Consider the following 20,238-nt stretch of genomic DNA (forward strand, 5'->3'; position numbering starts at 1 on the left):
TTTATTATAGAAGATATTATTTATAACGCGATAAATAATAAGGGCTTTAATTACTAGATTCAGAAAGTTTTAAAATAGCCAATACATAAACACTGGTATCTACAAATATGTGGATACATCAATAAAATAACTTCTATGTCCCAGCAGAACCTTAATTCTCAAACTTCAACCTTTCATATAAACCAGATGCTCTCGATACGCTTTTATTCATTGCTAATTGCAATACTTTTTTGTCAGCCACCAGCTCAAAGGTGTTTTTAGCACGGGTTATTCCCGTATACACTAATTGCCTGTTAATACCCATGCGCGCTTGTTTTAGCGGTGGCAGTACCATGGCTGTGTAGCTAAACTCTGAGCCTTGTGATTTATGAATCGTCATTACATATACTTTATCGTGCGCAGGGAGTCGTGCTGGCGAAAATGCTCGTTGATTACCTTGCTCGTCAATAAATATGGCTTTGAGCTGATTATTTTCATCGGGCATTAAAATACCAATATCACCGTTAAATAACTTAAGTTGATAATCGTTTTGGCTCACCATAATAGGCATACCCGTGTAGTGGTGAGTATTAGGACTTACGGTAATTAAACCTTGCTGTTGCAACACGCGCTCTATTCGCTGATTTAAGCTATGCACGCCGTAATCGCCCTCTCGCACTGCAGCTAAAAGCTGATAACTAGCAAAAGCGGCATGTACCTGTGCAACACTTGCACCTTGGGCAATTAAGTTAAGGTATTTTGCATAATGACTTGCTGCACTTTTAACGAGCTTTTCAATCGGTTTTGCTACAAAGTCGTAATCTAAAATTACATCGTTAAAACGCCCTTCAGTACTTTCTTGCTCTACGTAATTTAAAATACCGGTGTTATTGGTGTTTACCGCAAGTGCGAGTTGACCAATACCGCTTTGTGCGTCAAATCGATAACTGTGCTGTAAAAAGGCAATGCAATCTGCAAGTTTAAATTCACTCACGCTTTGCGATACGAGTTTAGGTTTATTATTAAAACATAAACTATTTAGCTCATCACAACGTGCTTGCGAGTAGCTTGGCGTTTGCCCAAGTGTTAAACCTTGGCATAAATCGCTCATTACACTGCCGGTATCTACCGAGGCAAGTTGATCTTTATCACCTAGGAGTATTAATCGCGCGTGCGCGGGCAGTGCTTCTATTAATTTAGCCATCAGCGATAAATCGACCATACTGGCTTCATCAATAATTAGTACATCTAAATGCAGCGGATTGCTTTTGTTATGCCTAAATTTATTAGTAAACGGTTTTACACCCAATAAGCGATGAATAGTTTGAGCGCTTTGCGGGATCAGCGTTTTTATATCATCAGGGATCGTTGTGAGCTTATTTTTGGCACCTAAAATAGATTCACTTAAACGTGCAGCTGCTTTACCAGTGGGTGCCACCAGCTTAATACTAAGAGGTGCTGTTTCATAAAGTGACTGCAAAATAGCCAGCAACTTAGTCACTGTGGTAGTTTTACCTGTACCTGGGCCACCCGTGATCACACTAAAGCCTTTGGTGGCGGCAATCGCACACGCCACTTTCTGCCAATCAGTCTCAATTGTTGAATCAGCAGGAAAATAGGTATTTAAAAGTTCAGCCAATACTTCATTATTAATATTGAGCTTTCGCTCGCTCATGCTTAATAATCTATCCGCGAGTGTTTGCTCATAACCGGCAAGGCGCGCAAAATAAAGTCGCTCGTTAAATAATTGTAGTGGTTTACTCTCGCCTACGCTTTCATGGTTTTGTAAATGACTAAGCGCTGTGTGTACATTAAAATTATCACTAAACGGGCTTAGCGCACTGGGTACATTTCCATCGAGTTTATTAAAGTCACTGTTGCGCAAGTTAAAAGGATTATTCCAATCAACTTCATTTAAGGTTAGGCAGCTATGTTGGCTTTGCTGCGATAAGCACAGCAATAAAATAATATAAAACAGTTCATTGTGAGTTTGATCAATGTCATTAGCACACAGTAATTCTGCGAGTTTAACATCAACTACACGTAGTCGGTTTTGCGCTAATAAATACTCAAGTAGCGGGACTTCGATAATCGTATTATTTAACACAATGTCCTCTAATGGGGCATCTTGTGCTACATTTTTTGAAGTAAGAGGCTCTGCGGCTTCATTATTAAGTGTCTCGTCTATATCGTCAAACAAGCCAGGTTGCTCATTTAAATCGCTCATAGCATGGCTCCTTGGCTAAATAAGCCATCTAAAATAATCACTTGTTCTTCAGTTAGCTTTTTAACGTACACGCCTTGCCCCGCCGGCATTCCACGTAAAAACGTGTAATACACGCCGCCTAAATGGGTTTCTATCGAGTAATCAGCTATACGTTGTTTTAATAAACGATGCAGCGCTACCGTGTAAATTAAATACTGTAAATGATACTGATGGCTGCTCATCGCTTGCTCAAGCATATCGCCTTCGTAATCAGCTGGCGTACTGCCTAAATAATTAGACTTATAATCTAAAATATAATACTTGCCTTGGTAGCAAAATATTAAATCAACAAAGCCCTTTAACAAACCTTTTACCTGTGAAAATTCAAGCTTACTTTGCGTAAAGCCAAAATGTTTAACCAGCATTTCGTTTAGCTTTGGTGCACTTAAGCTCTCAAGTGGTAAATTAAACTCCATTTCGACTAGGCAATCATTGGGTGTAAGCACACCCAATGAAAGAAGGCTGTTTTCTAGAGAGCTTTTATCTAGGGGGCACGCAAGAACATCAAGCACCCATTTTTCAGCCACTTCTCGCCATTGCTCACCTATGTGGTATTTTTCAAGGCTGCGCTTAACTACCTCAGATAAGTTTTGCTCGGTATTAGTTGGGTGAACTATTGGGCTAATAAAATCTATTTGTTCAAATATTTCGTGCAAACAGCTACCCGGCTTTGGCCCTTTAGGAAAACTATAAGGTGATGGTAGTTCGTCCTCTTGCACTGCAAACTCGTCTTTTTCGTGATCTTCATCACTTCGCCCTGGGGCTAATTGGTCGCTATGCTTTTTAAAGCTTAACGCACTAAAGCTGGTTGCTCGCCAGTTACGCTCAATATTTGCCGTTACTTTATTAACACTTAATGTTTGCTGCGCAATTTTGCTATTACTAAAACAAAGCTTGCCCTGCTCTAATAACGTTTGTGAGGTAAATTGCTGATAGCTCATCGCGCTATTAGCGTCGCAAAACTCACTTAAATGCGTGCGCCATGTTTGGCTACTGGCAAGTTCAAGCCCTGCAAATAACACGTGTCCTAGTGCACTACTTTGCATAGCTAAGCGGCTACTTTGCCCTTGCCCAATGTTATAAACACCCAGCGCACAAAAATGCACAGCGCGAGTAAGTGCTACATACAGCAGGCGTAAATCTTCAGCTAAGCGCTCTTGCTCTGCTTTTTGCAGTGCATCTTCGTCTTTACTTAAATCGTAAACTAGCTTGCCGTTATTGTGATAAAGCGCTTCTTTTGTTTCGCGATAGCCACTGGCAAACGGCATAAATACCAGAGGGTATTCAAGCCCCTTTGAAGCATGCATAGTGACAATTTTAACTAAGTTGGCGTCACTTTCTAGGCGTACCTGTACTGTTTCACCGTCTTGTTGGCTTACCTTTTGTGCAAACCAGCGCAGTAAACGCAGCGTGCCTTCAAGCTCTATTTGTTTTTGCTGAAGTATTTCGCCCAAATGCCTAAAATCTGTCAGCCAACGCTCAACGTTATACCCTAACCCTTGCCATTTAGCGCTAAGCTGGTTATGGCTCATTAAGCGCTCAAGCATGGCCATAGCGCCTTGCTTGTTCCAAATGTGGCTAAGCTGTGCAAAAAAGTTTAAGTAGTCTTGCCATTTATTTTCATCATCGGCGAGTGCGTGTATTTCGTTATAACTTAAACAAAATAGTGGACCAGCTAAAACACCACGCAGCAGTGACTCGTCATATTGACCATGCAGCGCCGTTAAAAAGTTAAGTAAGTGATGGCTAAGCTCTTGGCTAAAAACGCTTTCTCGCGATAAATACACGCTGGCTATTTTGGCTTCGCTAAGCGCTTTTTTCATTATTTGCGCTTCAACACGATCGCGCACTAATATACAAATATCGGCAGCGCTTACAGGGGTATTGCCAATGCACGCGTCCCCCTGTTTTGCTTTTTCAAGCAGGGTCACTATTTTATTCGCAAAGTGAGTGGCTAAATGCGCTTGCCCTACACCTTTGTTAGTTGGTTTGTTCTTTTCATCGGCGGCTTCATCTACAAATACATTAAATTCGAATGCGGTAGCGGGTTTGCCATCAATTAAAAAAGAGTCATCCGCTTTTTTGCCTTTAGCAGCCACTGCGTTAAACGGTATGGCGTCGTTATAAATAAAGCTGTTAGCGTGTTTGCCAAATAAACTATTAACGCTATTTACTATGTCGGTGCTTGAGCGAAAGTTAGTACCCAGCGTAAATTGCTGATCAGTCCGTACAGCTTCTTTTGCGCCAATATACGTAAAAATATCCGCGCCCCTAAAGCCATAAATAGCCTGTTTAGGGTCGCCTATCATGGCAAGCGTGGTATTTTGTTGCCCATAAATTTTACTAAAAATACCGTACTGAATCGGATCGGTATCTTGGAATTCATCAATCATGGCAACCGGAAACAACTGCGCAATTTTTTGCGCCAGTACGTCGCCTTGCTCGTTATTAAGCGCACTGTGTAAATTGGTCAATAAGTCATCTGGGGTGATCACGCTTTGCTCTTGTTTACGCTTAACTATTGCGGCTTTTACCCAGCGTGCTGCATGTTGTACAACCGCTATTTTGAGCCCTTGGTTTATGGTGTTGTTAAGGGCGGCAAGTTCGTCAAATTGACTCAGTAATGGGTGCACAAATAATGGCTGATTCTTTTTATAATTGCCTGCATCGCTTAGGTTTTCTGTACTCCACACTTCAAACGAATACTTGTTAGTGCCAAATTCAAAAAACAAATCGCCGCCTAAACAAAATGCCTCAAGCGCACTAAGGCTGCCTTTTCGTGCTGGCGTTTTAGACCCGCTTAAACCCGAGCCTTTAATAGCACCTATAAACTCTTGCTCTAATACTGCTTTTTTAAATGCAGGTACACGGGTTATGTATTCATCGCGTGCTTTCCATACATCATCTAAGTTTATTTGTGGTGTAATGTGCGCATTAGCTTTGTTTAAAATGCTCGCCACTTGAGCGAATAAAGCCTCTGGTGCGGCAAATACATCTAAAATAGTATCGGTGCGTTCTTTGTTAAGTGGGTATACAAATGCACGCCAAAAATCTTTAATGGTTTCGAGCAGTATGTCGCGCTCATCTAAAATAAATTCGAGATTAAACGCCACACCCGACTCAAACGCATGTTGTTTTAGCATCCGCTGACAAAAGCCATGGATGGTAAAAATAGCGGCTTCGTCCATTGATTTAGCAGCTGCATCGAGTAAATCAAAGGCGCGGTGTTTATCGTCAATTTTGGCAATTACGCCTTCAATGAGTTCGTCATTTGGGTCTTGCCCAAGCAATGCGTCGCGCGCAGCAATAATTCGGCTGCGTACGCGGTCTTTAATTTCTTGGGTGGCGGCGTCGGTAAAGGTTACTACCAAAATTTGCTCAACACTGAGCGGCGTATTTAACTCACCTTCTATTTGCATACCTAGTAAGTAACGTAAATACAGCCCCGTAATTGTATAAGTTTTACCAGTACCCGCACTGGCTTCTATTAAACTTTGACCAATGAGCGGCATAGTAAGAGGATTAAGCGCTTGCATGGTCACTCTCCTTTGCGTGTTCAAATAAAGGCGTGAGCAATTTATCACTCCATTTTATAAATTCTTCTTGGCAGTCGTTTAGCGATTGCACCGTTAAGCGAATATACGGATTTTCGCCCTCGCCTCGCCCTATGTATTGCGGGCTAAATTTGCTCATTGCTTTTGTTATATCGCCGCCGCTTTTAACGTATTCATAACCACTTACCGGAAAAAATGGCACTGGCTCTGCGCGCAGCGCTTTGTATAACTCAAACCAATCAGCTAATAGTGCATCGGCATCAGCTTTATTAATTGGCGCAAAGGTAATTTGCTTATCAAGCCCAAGTAACAATGTTTCTACTTGTTGATCCATACTTTGCGCTGCGAGGTGATAAATAAAGCCTTTAATTAAATCTTTCGCTTTAATACTCGCGCTGCGATAAAACACTTGTTTTTGCAAATACACATGATTGAGCCAGCCCTCTATTTTAGTGCTTTCGATGGTAAGCAAAACTTCTATTGGCTCACTTTTTCCGCCTTTAATGTGCTCTTTTACTTGCCCTGCAAGCGCATCAACTCGGTGCTCCATACTTTCAAATATGAGGCTGCCTACATTAGCTTGAGGTAACTCTCCCCGCTGCAGTATTTGTTCGGTACTTAGTGGTTGCTCGTTTATATTGGCTTTAAGTATTTCATCAAGATAAAAATAACGGCGCAGCGCATCTAGGCTAAATGGCTCTTCGTCTTTTGCTACTTCGTTAAATTGTGGCAGGCGTAAACCTAGTGTTTGTTGATAAAAGCTCTCTTGTGCGCTGCACACACTTCTAATAAACACATCTAGATCTAACTGCTCTGGCACAATCACATCAAGCGCAATAACCGGTTGTGGTTTAATTGACTCACTTGGCAGCCAAATTGGGTTGTAACTGTGGTTACTCAGCACAGTATTAGCTTGCTCATCGGCTAAATAATAATGGCTATTAAAGGGCTGTAAATGCTGCTGATTAATTAGACATGCTGGCAGTGTTTTTTCGCTTTTATTGCTTAATACAAAACTACGCCCTATGTATTCTAACAACTCACTTACAAGGGTTGATGGCATGCGCGGTTGGTTATCAAAACACGAGCGACCAATGTAACTCATGTATAAGTTGTCGCGGGCACTTAATAGCGCTTCTAAAAATAAGTAGCGGTCATCTAATTTACGTGATCGGTCACCTTTTTGCTTTTTAGAATAGGGCACCAAGTCAAAACCAATGGGTTGTACGTTACGTGGGTAATCGGCATCGTTTAAGCCCAGCATACATACCACTTTAAATGGCACGGCGCGCATGGGCATAAGCGTACAAAAGTTTACTTGCCCGACCAAAAACCGCTGCCCTACGCCTTTTTCTTGAATGCCTTGTTTAATTAAGTAACTAACAATACGCTGCGAAACCGCTTTACTGTAATCGCCGTTGTCGTGGTGTTTTTGTAATTCTTCGAGCACGTTTTGAAGTACTAATAAATCCCAGCTGTCATCGCTTTCACTTTCGTATATAGCGTTTAGTAGCTCGCTTAAAATATGCGCTTTATTAGTGAGCGTATCGTCGGGCGTTAGCTGCTCTTTAAAGCTTTGCAGTACATCAATAAAGTGCACGAGCTTATTGAGTGTATCGAGCGCCATGCCTTCTACTTCGTCAGCGCTGTAAATACCGTTAAACGGGCATTGTTCGTCGCGCATAGCAATACCAAGCAGTAAACGGTTAAGCCCATGTTGCCAGGTATTTAAATCGATAGCGGGTAAATCAAAGCTGCTTTTATGCGCTGCGTTTATACCCCATTTAACCCCAACACGTTCAAGCCAGTATTGAATTTGCTCGTATTCGTGCGCTTCAAGCCCAAATTTTTCGGCTATTTGCGTAACTTGTAATAAATCGAGAATATCCGACACACCAAAGCGCGAAAACGGTAAGTTAGCTAAACTCGCAAATGAGCTAAGGACAGGCTTTTCTTGCTCTATGGCTAAATCGGCCAATGCGTAAGGAATAAAGCGGCTGCCTTGTGCTCCACCAAATACGGCTTCAATGTAAGGGCTGTAAGTGCCTACATCGGGCATCATGACAATTATGTCTTTGGGGGTAAGCGCTGGGTTTTGATTAAATAAGTTAAGTAAGTAGTCGTGCAAGCGCTCAACTTCTCTGAGCGGTGTATGGCAATCGCTGAGCGTAATGCTGGTGTCGGTTGCGCTGATTGGTAATTTACCTTCGTCGTTTATAAACCACTCTTTGTTATCGGTCAGCGATTCACCTTTAAACGCAAGCTGATAAATCTCGCTTTGTACTTGCCCTAGTAACGTGTCGTCAAACACATCAATAAAGCCATCAATCCAACGGGCATCTAGCTGTACAAGTTGTTCAAAGTAGTCGCGACCTAATTTACCCCACGACGATAACAATGGATTACCAATAAAGTAGTATTCTTCGTCTGGATTGGTTTGTTTTTTTTGTTGCGCTTCCACCAGCGGCATTTTGGCGTATTTAGCGCTTATTTTAGCTGCTGTTTTTTCATCTATAATATCGCCCCAGTAATGCTCACTCGGGTTAAAAAAGAATAATATAACCTCTGTTTTTTTACTCAGTGCTTCAAACACCTCAAGCTGGGAGCTGGCAATCGCCGATATACCAAATAAGCTAATGCGTTGTGGCAGTAAGCTATTGTCCATAGTCTCAAGTGCAGCAAGTAGCTGCCCTTGCATATTAGCGCGATGAAATTGGCTCTGCCCAAGTTCTTGGCTTAGTTTTACAATGCGTCGCCATAAGTCAGGTTGCCATGGGGCAATGGCTACATCTACATCATCAAGCTCATCTTTGCCACTATCCCATGTGGCTATCCAGTGCGGTCGGTACATTAAATATTGGTCGTACACATCGGCTATTTTTTCGCATAGCGCAAAGGTTTTTTGCCCGTCAATATCGCCCTCTAAATAGGTTTTTAGCGGTAAATAAAGCGGTTCATCAATGCAGGTTGGTAAAATTGCAAACAATTTCCAAGCAAGGTTGGGCTTATTAAATGCCGACTCTTTAGGGACATTTGGCAGTAATTGCTGATACAACTGCCAAATAAAGCTCGACGGCAGCGGAAAATCGACCTGCGCCGCAACCCCTAAGTTTTCGCTCAAACCTATTTTTAACCACTGCGACATACCCGGCGATTGCACTAGCACTACTTCTTTATCGAACGGGCTTTGCAATGGGTTTACTTTTAACAGCTGGTGGAACTGCGCTTGCAGAGCTTCCATACGGTTTGATTGAATAATATTTAGCATATAACACTGACTTTGCTTGAGATAAAACCAGTGTAAGATATTTTCAATATTAGGGGTAGTTATTCACTGAAATTGGTTCTAATAAATCAATACGTTAGTCATTAAATAAAATAAAGCCCATCAGTGATGGGCTTTATTTTAATTCAATTGCTAAGCCTAATTCTAAACTTAAAAGTCAGCGGTAAATGTAACTGCTGCGGTGCGAGGCGCACCAATGTAATAAGTAGAGCCATTACCTGTGCCACCTGCTAAATAGCTTTTGTCTGTAACGTTATAAACAACAAACGATATATCAATGGCTTTAAACGGGCCTGCATCTACGTCAGTTGAGTAACCTGCATTAAAATCAAGTACGGTGTAGCCGTCTACTTTATTACGCGTGCGAGTTTCTTCGTCTTGCCATGCACCTAAGCGCTCGCCGGTGTATTTAGCCGATAAACCAACACGAAAGCCATCGCTAAAGTAATCGGTAGATACCACAAATAAATCCTCTGATGAATCTATTATGCTGTCGCCTTTTCTAAAGCTTGGTGCTACCTCATTACCACTTTCATCTCTTAATATTACGCCCTGTGAATCGTATGCATTTGGATCATCGGATGAATACTCAGAACTGCTATTAGTATACGACGAGTACACGCTCCAGCTTGGTGTTAACATATAGCTTGCTGCAAGCTCGAGCCCATTTGAGTCAATGCCTCCTACATTTACGTACGAGCCATTTGTACCAATCGTGTAATCAATGCCGTCTGTGCCACTGCCTGGAGCAATAAAGGTAATGCGGTTATCAAACTTAACACTGTAAGCCGTCGCTGTAAGGGTTAACCTGTCGGCTTGATAACGTATGCCAAAGTCTATGTTGTCGGCAGTTTCTGGCTTTATGTTTGTAAGCGTTGAGCTGTCTCGTTCAAGCACACCGTCTTTTATTGCGGAAAAATTCTCGCTGTAACTGGCAAATAATTCTGTGCTGTTATTTAGCTGATACAACACACCGCCACTAAATAACACATCTGAGTCACTGTCTACTTTATCTGAACTTTCGTTAGCAAAGTGGTCGTACTTTTGTAACTCAACTAAATACTGTTTTGCACCAATATTTAATGTTAAATCGCCAAAATTAATTGAGTCTTGTAGGTACCATTTGAATGTATCGGTATCAAAGGTGTTTTTGTATTGTGTCCAGTAAGGCGTGCTATCAAAGTGATGATAAATACGTGCGTCAATTACTTTGTGCCAATCACGAGATTCGTCACGCTCACTTTGCTCATACCAAAAGCCCGCTTCTATATCGTGATAACCAAATGTAGCTTGGTAGTTTGCCGTTACACCTAGACGATCTTTGTTGTAATGTGTATGGCGGTATGACATGACAGGCGTTGCTGTTGCATCGTAACACGCAGGATTTAAACCAGGACCCGACTCCCATGGCCAGCTTAAACTTGCGGTGCACCCTTCGTTTGGAGCAAGCGGATCACCTTCACTATCAGCAAAACCATAAGAACCTGCATTGGTGCCGCCCTGTGTTGTTGGGTCGCCATTTTCATCAATAGGTGTTGTTAAGTAAGGTGGGATCCAATCGCCGCGACCTGAATTTTTATGGTAATAAGGGCTAACGGTTAATAATGAGGTTGGCGAAATCGCGTATTCAAACTTTAAATAGCCTAAAGTATTTTCACGGAGCGTCCCCCAACCTTCTGCAAACATTTGGTCAAAGTGCGGAACTCCCGTCCAATTCCATGTTAGCTGATCCCAATCGGTCGTTTGTTCAAACTGCTCAAGGCTTACACTGTTATAGTTTGTCTCGCTTACATCGTCGTAAGATAAACGCCCGGTAAGTGTTAAGTCGTTAAAATTAGATACAAACTTAACCTCAGCATGTTGGTTGTCTTTCCCCCCATTACTGCCTGAGCCAATCCAACGACTTGTGTCGGTTTGCGAGTAACTTACGTACGCTTGGGTACTATCAAAAACAGTGCCTGTTTCGTGTTTAAAGTAATAACGCGTGGCATCGTGACTCCCTGAGGTATAAGCAAAAGTAGTGCCCCTTTCAAGGCTTGGATCTTTACTTACAAAGTTGAATGTACCGCCTAGCGCTTCAAGTGAAGCCGATTTAATATCAGACGTACCTTGGCCAACTTCTACCGTTGCTAAGTTTTCGCTATCTAGGTAGCGGTTAGCTTTTGCACCACCGCCATAATTAGAGCCTCCATTGGGAATGCCATCAACGGTCATTCCTAATTGCTGTTGGTTCCCATCAATACTGAAACCACGCATGGTAATTGTAGTAGACCAATCGTCGCCACCAAATGCATCACCTTCGTTTATGCTAATCCCTGGTAAATTATCAATAACTGATAATATGCTCGATACCGAACTTTGTTGCTCAAGCATTGCAGGCTCAATAACATTGTTAGCGTAACTCGTTGGTTTAGCAACCACGGTTACTTCTTCTATGGTGCTGTCGTTAGCATGAACAGATGTTGATACAGCCATGGCAATAGCCATGCTCAAAAGCGATTTGTTTTTTAAAGCGTACATTGTTGTCCCGTTTAGTTTTAATTATGAAATATGAAAACGGGGACAGTATGAGTTTTGATTATGACAACGAAGATGAACTTTATTTACATAAAGGTTAAACAAATATGGGAGATTTATGGCGGGAATATGTAAAAAAAAAGACACCCAATAGTTTCCCTTTGGGTGTCTTAATTATTTTTTAGAACTTATTACAAATAGTAATTTATTTCAATTGTGCAAGCATGTCATCGCTGTACGGTACTAACTCTTCACCGTTTGCAACTTTGCTAATATAATCTGGATTTGCAATAAGTGGGCGACCAATCGCTATTAAGTCAAACTTGGCATTGTTAATAGCCTCTTTTGCTGACTCAAAACTATAACTGCCCACACCTACTAATGTACCTTTGTAGCCTGCTCGTAAAAATTCAGAGATGCTTTTGCCTTCAAGCGAGTCAAAGCGCATGCTGTCATCAAAAATACCACCGTGTAAGTACGCTAATTTTCTGCTTTCAAGTTCTGTTAATAAGTAATCAAATACCGCTTTATCGCGGCTATCTTCGCTCATATTAAAATAAGCACCCGGTGTTAATCTAAGTGCAGTACGATCACTACCTACAGCTGCAATAACTGCATCGGTTACTTCTAGTGCAAAACGCGACATATTCTCAGGCGTTTGACCGTATTCGTCGCTGCGTGTATTTGCAGCGTAATGTAAAAATTGGTCAACTAAATAACCGTTAGCACCGTGAATCTCTACCCCATCAAAACCAGCTTCAATAGCGTTTTCAGCGGCTTTTGCAAAATCAGCAACTAGACTTTTAATGTCATCAGTAGTGGCTGCTTTTGGTGTGATGTAGGTAAGCTCACGCATACGAGGGACTGAGCCTTCAACGCCAATTGCCGATGGAGCAAGTACATCGCCATCAAAAAAGTGAGGGTGTGCAACACGGCCAACATGCCATAGCTGTGCAAACATTTTGCCGCCATTAGCGTGCACAGCGTCAGTTACTTTTTTCCAACCTTGAATTTGCTCGCTGGTAAATAAACCCGGAGTATTTGGGTAACCTTGTCCATCTGGACGAATAATAGTTGCTTCGCTAATAATTAAACCGGTTTCGGCACGGCGAGCATAATATTCAACCATATCTTGTGTTGGCACTAAGTTATCGTCAGCCATACAACGCGTTAATGGCGCCATAAGTACGCGGTTTTTAAGCTCAATCGTGTTATTTAGTTTAAACGGTGCAAGTAGATCTGTTGTCATTTTTCAATCCTTCATTAAGAGTATGCTTAGTACAATGTGGTCTTTTTGCAAACATTCAAGTTTATTTTTGAATGATCGCTCAAATTAGTGAGAAAATTATACTGACCAAGATACAAATTAGATCTACATTGATGAAATTAAATAGCAACTTTTCAACACTCTGTCATATAACTCGATATACTTGTGTGCATATAATTTAGATATATTAATATCGATAGTAATTAAGAGTGAGCTAATTATGACAACGCCAAATACAAGCGAAGAACAAGCAGTAATTTTAGGACTTGGAGCAAAAAAACGTCTCGCCTATATGTTCGAAACCGTACAGCAATTTAAACAAGTATGGATTTTAAACGATGATGATGGCTGCGTTATGCTTGCCAACGAAGATGACGACTGCGTACCAGTATGGCCAACTCGCGAATTTGCAGAAGCATGGGCTACTGGCGAATGGGTTGGTTGCACAGCTAAAGCAATTCCACTTGCAGATTGGTTTAGTCGCTGGACACCGGGTCTTGAAGAAGATGACTTACTTATTGCTGCATTCCCAACAGAGGAAGATGATGGCACGATATTGTTTTCAGATGAGTTTGAAAAACAATTAAAAGCGCCAAAGCAAAAATATTAAATTTTGTTAGCATTAACTAAAAGTATCTATCTTTAGAGATTGAATTGACCTTGATGTATCGGGGTTTTAAGCTAAACAAAGTCTATAATTTTAGCGATTATATAAATATGCTAATTTCGACTTATAAATGCTAATAAGCCAATACAATGGTATTTTTAAAGGTTAATCACTAAATTTTAAACGCGATTACTATAAAAAGTAAGTCGCGTTTTTTATAGGCAATATTTTTAATTTTCATAACGCTCAATGTATTAACACCACATCACTTTAAAACTTAATAGTGTAATCGGCATATAAACGATGGTCGGCTCTATCGCCTTTAACGCCATCTACATTACCTATTTTTTCTGTATTGTAATCTAAAAACAACCAACGAAAGCTCAACCCCTTTATAGACTCAACGTTGTAACGAGTATCAATAGCCCAATATTTTTCATTGGCTTCACCCCCTAACTTACCTAAAGCTGAATTTTCTGCACCTGTACCGTTAGTATAATAAAACTTTGTTTTTAATCCTGGAACAAATGCTTTTAAGTTAATACCAAAGCGTGCTTGCCACGTTTTTTCGTTTTGATTAGTAAAATCGGCACCAATTAAAGACCTTGTTGGGAAAGGATTCGTACCATGATCACCACTAAAGTTGTCTTCTATCCAAGCATCACTTACTTTTGTAAAAGCAGCACCTACAGTCCAAATATCTTTTTTCCAATTTGCATCTAAATAATATGCTAGACCATCATTTTCACTATTAGTTAAACCTGCCAGAGCCCCAACTTTATCTTCATCGTCTAAATCACCACCCTCTGCGCCCGTTACAAATAAGTCACCATCATCTTTTGAGATAAATAAGCCACTCGAAAGCGTTAAATCACTCTGCTCTAACTTAATATCGTAACTCCCCCTAAAAGCCGCTTTTGCTAAATAATCTTGCGAACTAAAATACTCAGCTTCAAGGGTTAAATCATCTTTACTATAAGCTGTTCCTAATCCCCAAATAACGCTAATAGCACCTGTACTTGACTGGTCGGTTGAAAAATCCTCCCACTTTTTATCGTGTCTACGGCTCCACTTATCATAAATAAAGCCATATATTTTTGTATCACCAACGGTGTAATCTGCAAATACACCTCTAAATGTATTGGGAATTGCCCTACTCCCTGAACTTTTTAACAATATGCTGTTAGTTTTTTGACCCCCAATTTTAACATGCCCACTATTACCCAACTTAAAGTCTAAAAAATACTGTCCGAACTTTGAAAAACCGCCATCCACCTCACCACTTTTATTACCTGCGGGTAAAATATTCCCAGCTGCCGTACCTGTAGAGTTAATATTTAACACCGTATACGAGGAGACTCCTACGCTCATTAAATTATCAAAATATCCCGATGCATAATTTAGTTCAATCCCCTGCGCCAAAGTAGAATCGTCACTTGAATCTGCATCGTAATCGCGGTCAAAATAAATAGTTCTTAGTTTTATATTAAATTCATCTTGCGCTGTAAGCCCTTTAAAATCAGCCTTAGATGGAATAGAAGCACACACCAAAATTGCGCCAATAACCATTACTAATTTCGAAACCCGATGAGCCATAGTTAACCCCACTAACGTTTTATTTAAGTGATTTACTAATTAAAAATATATAGGTAATCATTTAGCTTTTATTAAATATCTTAATTTAAAATATAGAACATAATTAAACTTAAGAGAGCCTCATATTTAATATTAGATAAAAGCAATTTTTGAACTGATAATCTAAAATTAAAAAAGCACGCTAAAAAATCGCATAAAACAATCCTTTTTACTGATAAAAATATATTTCTGCATTTATTATCAGTAAAAATAAGCAGACTAAATAAAATATTGTAGTAACTTTGCTTATTTAAATAGAGAGTTATTAGAGGAGAAATAGTCAAAATTAGATATTACTATTCACTTATATATACCTTAAACCACTGTGAAATATATATTTTATTAAGAAAACCAAGTTGTAACCTTGTAAATAAGTGCTATATTTAATTTGGTTACAATATATTCATGGTCCACTATAAAAACATAAAAAAGGATGAATTAATGGTTGCGATACGTTGGGCTAATAAAGGATTTTTGCTACAAGTAACCCTCCAGTTTACTCTTCTTATTATTGGTATTATTTTCACTTATTCTCAGCATATTAAATATCAGCAAGAACTCGACTCTAAAATTGCAACTGCTTTAGACAATAGATTAACAACTTTAACCACGGGCATAAGTAACCGAGTTGATCTTTATAAATATGGACTTTTTGGTTTAAAAGGGTTTATACATGGTATTGGTATTGATAATTTAGACTATCAAGCTATTTCGGATTACTCTCACAGTCGAAATTATGCGTTAGAATTTCCAGGCGCTAATGGCATTGGCTATATTAAAAAAGTCCCTTCAAATCAGTTAACACAATTTTTAGAAAATGCTAAAAATGAACGTCCTGATAAAACGTTTAATCTAAAAGAGCTTTCAAGTTATGACGATGAACGCTTTTTAATTCAGTATATTTTCCCTGAAAAAAACAACTTACAAGCAATAGGTCTTGATATTGGATCTGAAAGCATGCGCAGAAAGGCAGCATTATATTCAGCAATGAATAATAGTGCCCAGCTTTCAGCTCCCATAACTTTAGTTCAAGCCAATGAAAAAGCGCAGCAAGGCTTTTTAATTTTAATTCCCGTGTACAAAAATATTATAGTTCCAGAAGATAAAACACAGCGCCTAAAAGATTTGATAGGTTGGACCTACTCACCCTTGTTAATTAATAATATTTTAGATTCACTGTCTCAAGTTGACGAAAATTATTTGAGTATTAGTGATTTATACAACAATAGTGAATCTACTTTTTTTAACTATGGCGATGAAGGTAATAATTCTAAGTTTTTTGTATCTAGTACAACTCATATTATGGGTAGAGACTGGAAAATAACATTGCATGGTTCAAATGCTTTTATCGAAAATCTTCACTTACCTAACAAATATAAAGCGCTCGTTGATGGAGGATTTTTAACGATTCTTGCAATGTTATTTATATTTGCTTTACAGTTGTTCTTTTATAGAAAAGCACAAAGAATACAATTAAAAGTAGAAACAGCTAAAAAACATAAAAAAATACTTGAACACGCAAATTCAACTTTAGAAACTGAAGTAAAACTCCGAACACAGCAAATAGCCGATATAAGCACTTTACAACGAAGTATTTTAGACAGTGCAAGTTACTCCATCATTGCTACAGATAAAAGCGGTCTGATTACTGAGTTTAACCCCGCAGCAGAAAAATTATTAGGCTATAAAGCTAACGAAGTTATTGGCATTACTAGCCCAGCTCTTTTTCATATAGAGAATGAAGTGGTAGAAAAGGCAAAACAACTTAGCATTGAGTTAAATAAACACATAGAGCCCGGCTTTAATGCACTAGTAATAAAAGCAACACCAACAAAGCCTGACGTTAACCAGTGGACGTACGTTGATTCGAACGGCAAGCATATTCAAATTAGTTTAAGTGTTACTTCTCTACTCAATAACAAAGCGCAAGTTGTTGGCTTTTTAGGTATAGCCTTTGATTTAACGCAACAAATAAAACACGAAGAAGCACTTGCACAAGCAAAAGAACTTGCTGAGCAAAGCTCTAAAGCAAAATCAGAATTTTTAGCAAATATGAGTCACGAAATTCGTACTCCTATGAATGGTATATTAGGTACTTTACAGTTACTACAAGAGCAACCACTTAACGTCAAATCAAAAATATTTTTAAAAAAAGCACTTTACTCAACCCGCTCTTTAACAACAATTATTAACGACATTCTTGATTTTTCTAAAATAGAAGCAGGTAAATTATCACTTGAAAATAAACCTTTTGAACTGTACGAATTAATAAATCACTTAGAATCAGATTTAGGAATTCCCGCTAAAGAAAAGAATATTTACCTGCGTTTTATTTCTAATATTGAACACAAGTATTGGGAAGGTGATTCAGTTAGACTCAGACAAATATTTTTAAACCTAATCTCCAACGCAATTAAATTTACACACGATGGTGGTGTTACTGTTGAATTTAAATTAACAGACGACAATAAAATCTGCGGTGTTATTTCGGACACAGGAATCGGTATTTCACAAGATGTAATTGATCGTTTATTCGAACGCTTTGAACAAGCAGAAACATCAACTACAAGAGAGTATGGCGGTACAGGTTTGGGGCTGCCAATCACTAAATCACTAATTAATTTAATGAAAGGCGAAATTAAAGTAACCAGTAAACTAGGTTCAGGTAGTAAATTTTTTGTTTATTTACCACTTAAGCAAGCTGACATTAAGCCAATGGATATAAATTTAAAAAATTTAGCGTTTCCTGATCTTACAAATAAAACAATTTTAATCGCCGAAGATAATAAAATTAATCAACTTGTAGCCTCTGCAATGCTTGAACCAACACATGCAAATATTGTAATAGCAAATAATGGACTCGAAGCAATAGAGCTTTATAAAGAGCTATTGCCCGATATAATTCTAATGGATATTCAAATGCCTAAAATGGATGGCTTTGAGGCATGTAAAAAAATTAAAGAAATAGACGATAAACAGATTATTGTTGCGCTCACAGCCAATGTGTTTACTGAACAAAAAGAGCTCTACAAAAAGCTATTTGATGGTTATATTTCTAAACCAATAGAAAAACACGAACTAATTAAAGCCCTACATATTATAAGTAGCGTAGAATAACGTTAAGAGTTTTTGAGATTAAAAAGTGCATATTAAATTAATAACCGAACTCTAAGAATGAAAATAGGTATAAAAGAAAATTCAAAACTCGTATTTAAATAAACCCCAGCTGGCTCAGCTTTTTTTTTACAATACACCGTTAGTTATTAGCGTAATTCAAAGTTCAACCTATTCTATTAGGTTAAATTTACAGCCGTGCTGCTTGGTATACTACTAGGTATACTAAAGACCTGCGCTTGGATAGGACGCTATAGAACATCATAATACGCTAAGTCATTGAATTTATTTTATTACAGGCACAAAAAAGGACGTCATGAGACGTCCTGATATTGAATAATGGTGGAGGGAGAGGGATTCGAACCCTCGTTAGGGATAAACCTAAACACACTTTCCAGGCGTGCGCCTTCAGCCACTCAGCCATCCCTCCACTGTGTTGCAATTGTGTAATGCAACAGCGCGCTATAGTATGAAATAGACCCTCGAGGTGCAAGGCATTTTTAAATATGATCCTTCAAGTGCTTACTTATCAAGCAATCACTTATATTGAGGTATAAAAAAACGGCTAAATTCAAGATTTAGCCGTTCACATTTATACTTCTAAAATTACTTAGCCATACTCGCAGTAAATTCAAGCATGCGGTTAAGTGATTTAAGAGCGCCTTCGCGTAAATCCATATCAACGAATACTTCTTTACCTTTAGGGCTTATGAGGGCTTCCTCAATCGCTTTTAAGCCATTCATCGCCATCCAAGGGCAATGTGCACAACTTTTACATGAAGCGCCCTCACCTGCCGTAGGAGCCGCAAAAAACTCTTTATCTGGGCATAGTTGCTGCATTTTATAAAAGATGCCGCGATCGGTTGCTACAATAAACTTTTTATTGTCCATTGTTTGAGCGGCTTTGATCAATTGGCTCGTAGATCCAACCGAATCGGCAAGTGCAACTATTTCTGCTGGTGACTCAGGGTGAACTAATACGCCTGCATCTGGATGCAGCGCCTTCATATCCTTTAAGGCTTTTGTTTTAAACTCGTCATGTACAATACATGCACCATTCCACATTAGCATATCAGCACCGGTATTTTTTTGAATGTAGCTACCAAGGTGTTTATCAGGACCCCAAATAATTTTTTCGCCTTGCTCATCCAGGTACTCAACAATCTCAAGTGCACACGATGACGTTACAATCCAATCTGCACGTGCCTTAACAGCAGTAGAGGTGTTTGCGTACACAACAACCTTACGATCAGGGTGCTCGTCACAAAACGCTGAGAACTCGTCTACAGGGCAACCAATATCCAACGAGCACGTCGCCTCAAGTGTTGGCATAACCACTGTTTTATTAGGTGTTAAAATTTTGGCTGTTTCGCCCATAAATTTTACACCTGCGACGATGATCATATCTGCATCGTGACGTGCGCCAAAACGTGCCATTTCTAGCGAATCAGCAACGCAACCGCCAGTTTCCTCGGCGAGCGCTTGAATTTCAGGATCGGTATAATAATGTGCAACAAGTACTGCATTTTTATCTTTTAGTAATTGTTTTATACGCGCTTTATATTCGCCTTGCTCGTCTTGTGTTAACGGTGCTGGCTTAGGAGGAAAAATATAACCTTCAGGCATAATAGTTTGAGCTAGACTCATGTTCTCGACCACTTATCTACGGAGCATTAATTGCGGCGAATTATACGAGAATATGAACATAAATAACAGCAAACTAGCGAGGCTGTTTATAAAAAATAGAGTGGGAATTTAAAAAATAATATAAGGAAAGTATTAGAGAGTGGTGGGTCATGATGGATTTGAACCATCGACCAATTGATTAAAAGTCAACTGCTCTACCAACTGAGCTAATGACCCGCTCTAATATAAACTACTTTGTAAAAAGCATGCGTAAATCCGCCGATTAAAACTGTCATAGAATGGTGGGTTATGATGGATTTGAACCATCGACCAATTGATTAAAAGTCAACTGCTCTACCAACTGAGCTAATAACCCGCTCTATGCAC

9 protein-coding genes and 3 tRNA genes are annotated in these 20,238 nt (G+C 39.4%); 2 read left to right on the plus strand and 10 right to left on the minus strand.

What is annotated here, in order from left to right; genetic code table 11:
- Positions 1-151 precede the first annotated feature (151 nt).
- The 5 genes from recD to GQR56_RS16230 form a co-directional block, all read right to left on the minus strand.
- Positions 152-2,206 carry an exodeoxyribonuclease V subunit alpha gene (recD, locus tag GQR56_RS16210; RefSeq protein WP_166113324.1) on the minus strand — a complete coding sequence of 685 codons (2,055 nt, stop codon included), beginning with the start codon at positions 2,204-2,206 and terminating at the stop codon, positions 152-154.
- A complete protein-coding gene (gene recB / locus GQR56_RS16215; RefSeq protein WP_166113327.1) occupies positions 2,203-5,781 on the minus strand; it encodes an exodeoxyribonuclease V subunit beta in 3,579 nt (1,192 codons plus the stop codon). The genes recD and recB overlap by 4 nt, the downstream gene beginning before the upstream one ends.
- A complete protein-coding gene (gene recC / locus GQR56_RS16220; protein WP_166113330.1) occupies positions 5,768-9,067 on the minus strand; it encodes an exodeoxyribonuclease V subunit gamma in 3,300 nt (1,099 codons plus the stop codon). Before recC ends, recB begins: the two co-directional genes overlap by 14 nt.
- A 168-nt stretch (positions 9,068-9,235) precedes the next feature.
- Positions 9,236-11,605 carry a TonB-dependent receptor gene (locus GQR56_RS16225; protein ID WP_166113332.1) on the minus strand — a complete coding sequence of 790 codons (2,370 nt, stop codon included), beginning with the start codon at positions 11,603-11,605 and terminating at the stop codon, positions 9,236-9,238.
- A gap of 202 nt (positions 11,606-11,807) precedes the next feature.
- Complete coding sequence (locus GQR56_RS16230) at positions 11,808-12,851, minus strand: alkene reductase (protein ID WP_166113335.1); 1,044 nt, start codon at positions 12,849-12,851, stop codon at positions 11,808-11,810.
- A 238-nt stretch (positions 12,852-13,089) separates the two neighbouring features.
- Here GQR56_RS16230 and GQR56_RS16235 point away from each other — a divergent pair, with 238 nt between their 5' ends.
- The gene (locus GQR56_RS16235) at positions 13,090-13,479 is read left to right on the plus strand and encodes a DUF2750 domain-containing protein (protein ID WP_166113338.1); all 390 of its coding nucleotides are present in this window, start codon (positions 13,090-13,092) and stop codon (positions 13,477-13,479) included.
- A gap of 267 nt (positions 13,480-13,746) precedes the next feature.
- Here GQR56_RS16235 and GQR56_RS16240 read toward each other — a convergent pair whose 3' ends face one another.
- Positions 13,747-15,072, minus strand: coding sequence for an OprD family outer membrane porin (locus GQR56_RS16240; protein WP_166113341.1), 1,326 nt, complete (start codon positions 15,070-15,072; stop codon positions 13,747-13,749).
- 480 nt (positions 15,073-15,552) lie between these two features.
- On the opposite strand from GQR56_RS16240, the gene GQR56_RS16245 reads away from it, so the two are divergent.
- Entirely contained in the window at positions 15,553-18,228 is a 2,676-nt protein-coding gene (locus tag GQR56_RS16245; RefSeq protein WP_166113344.1) for a CHASE domain-containing protein, read from the plus strand.
- A 337-nt stretch (positions 18,229-18,565) separates the two neighbouring features.
- Here GQR56_RS16245 and GQR56_RS16250 read toward each other — a convergent pair.
- The 4 genes from GQR56_RS16250 to GQR56_RS16265 form a co-directional block, all read right to left on the minus strand.
- Positions 18,566-18,655 (minus strand) — tRNA-Ser (locus GQR56_RS16250).
- A 176-nt stretch (positions 18,656-18,831) separates the two neighbouring features.
- Positions 18,832-19,872 (minus strand): quinolinate synthase NadA, encoded by a 1,041-nt coding sequence (gene nadA / locus GQR56_RS16255; RefSeq protein WP_024611122.1) that lies wholly within the window; start codon positions 19,870-19,872, stop codon positions 18,832-18,834.
- A gap of 140 nt (positions 19,873-20,012) precedes the next feature.
- Positions 20,013-20,088: transfer RNA gene (locus tag GQR56_RS16260), tRNA-Lys, on the minus strand.
- Positions 20,089-20,151: 63 nt separating this feature from the next.
- Positions 20,152-20,227 (minus strand) — tRNA-Lys (locus GQR56_RS16265).
- Positions 20,228-20,238: the final 11 nt, after the last annotated feature.

This window comes from Pseudoalteromonas sp. Z9A5, assembly GCF_011378875.1.
Taxonomy (GTDB): Bacteria; Pseudomonadota; Gammaproteobacteria; order Enterobacterales; family Alteromonadaceae; genus Pseudoalteromonas.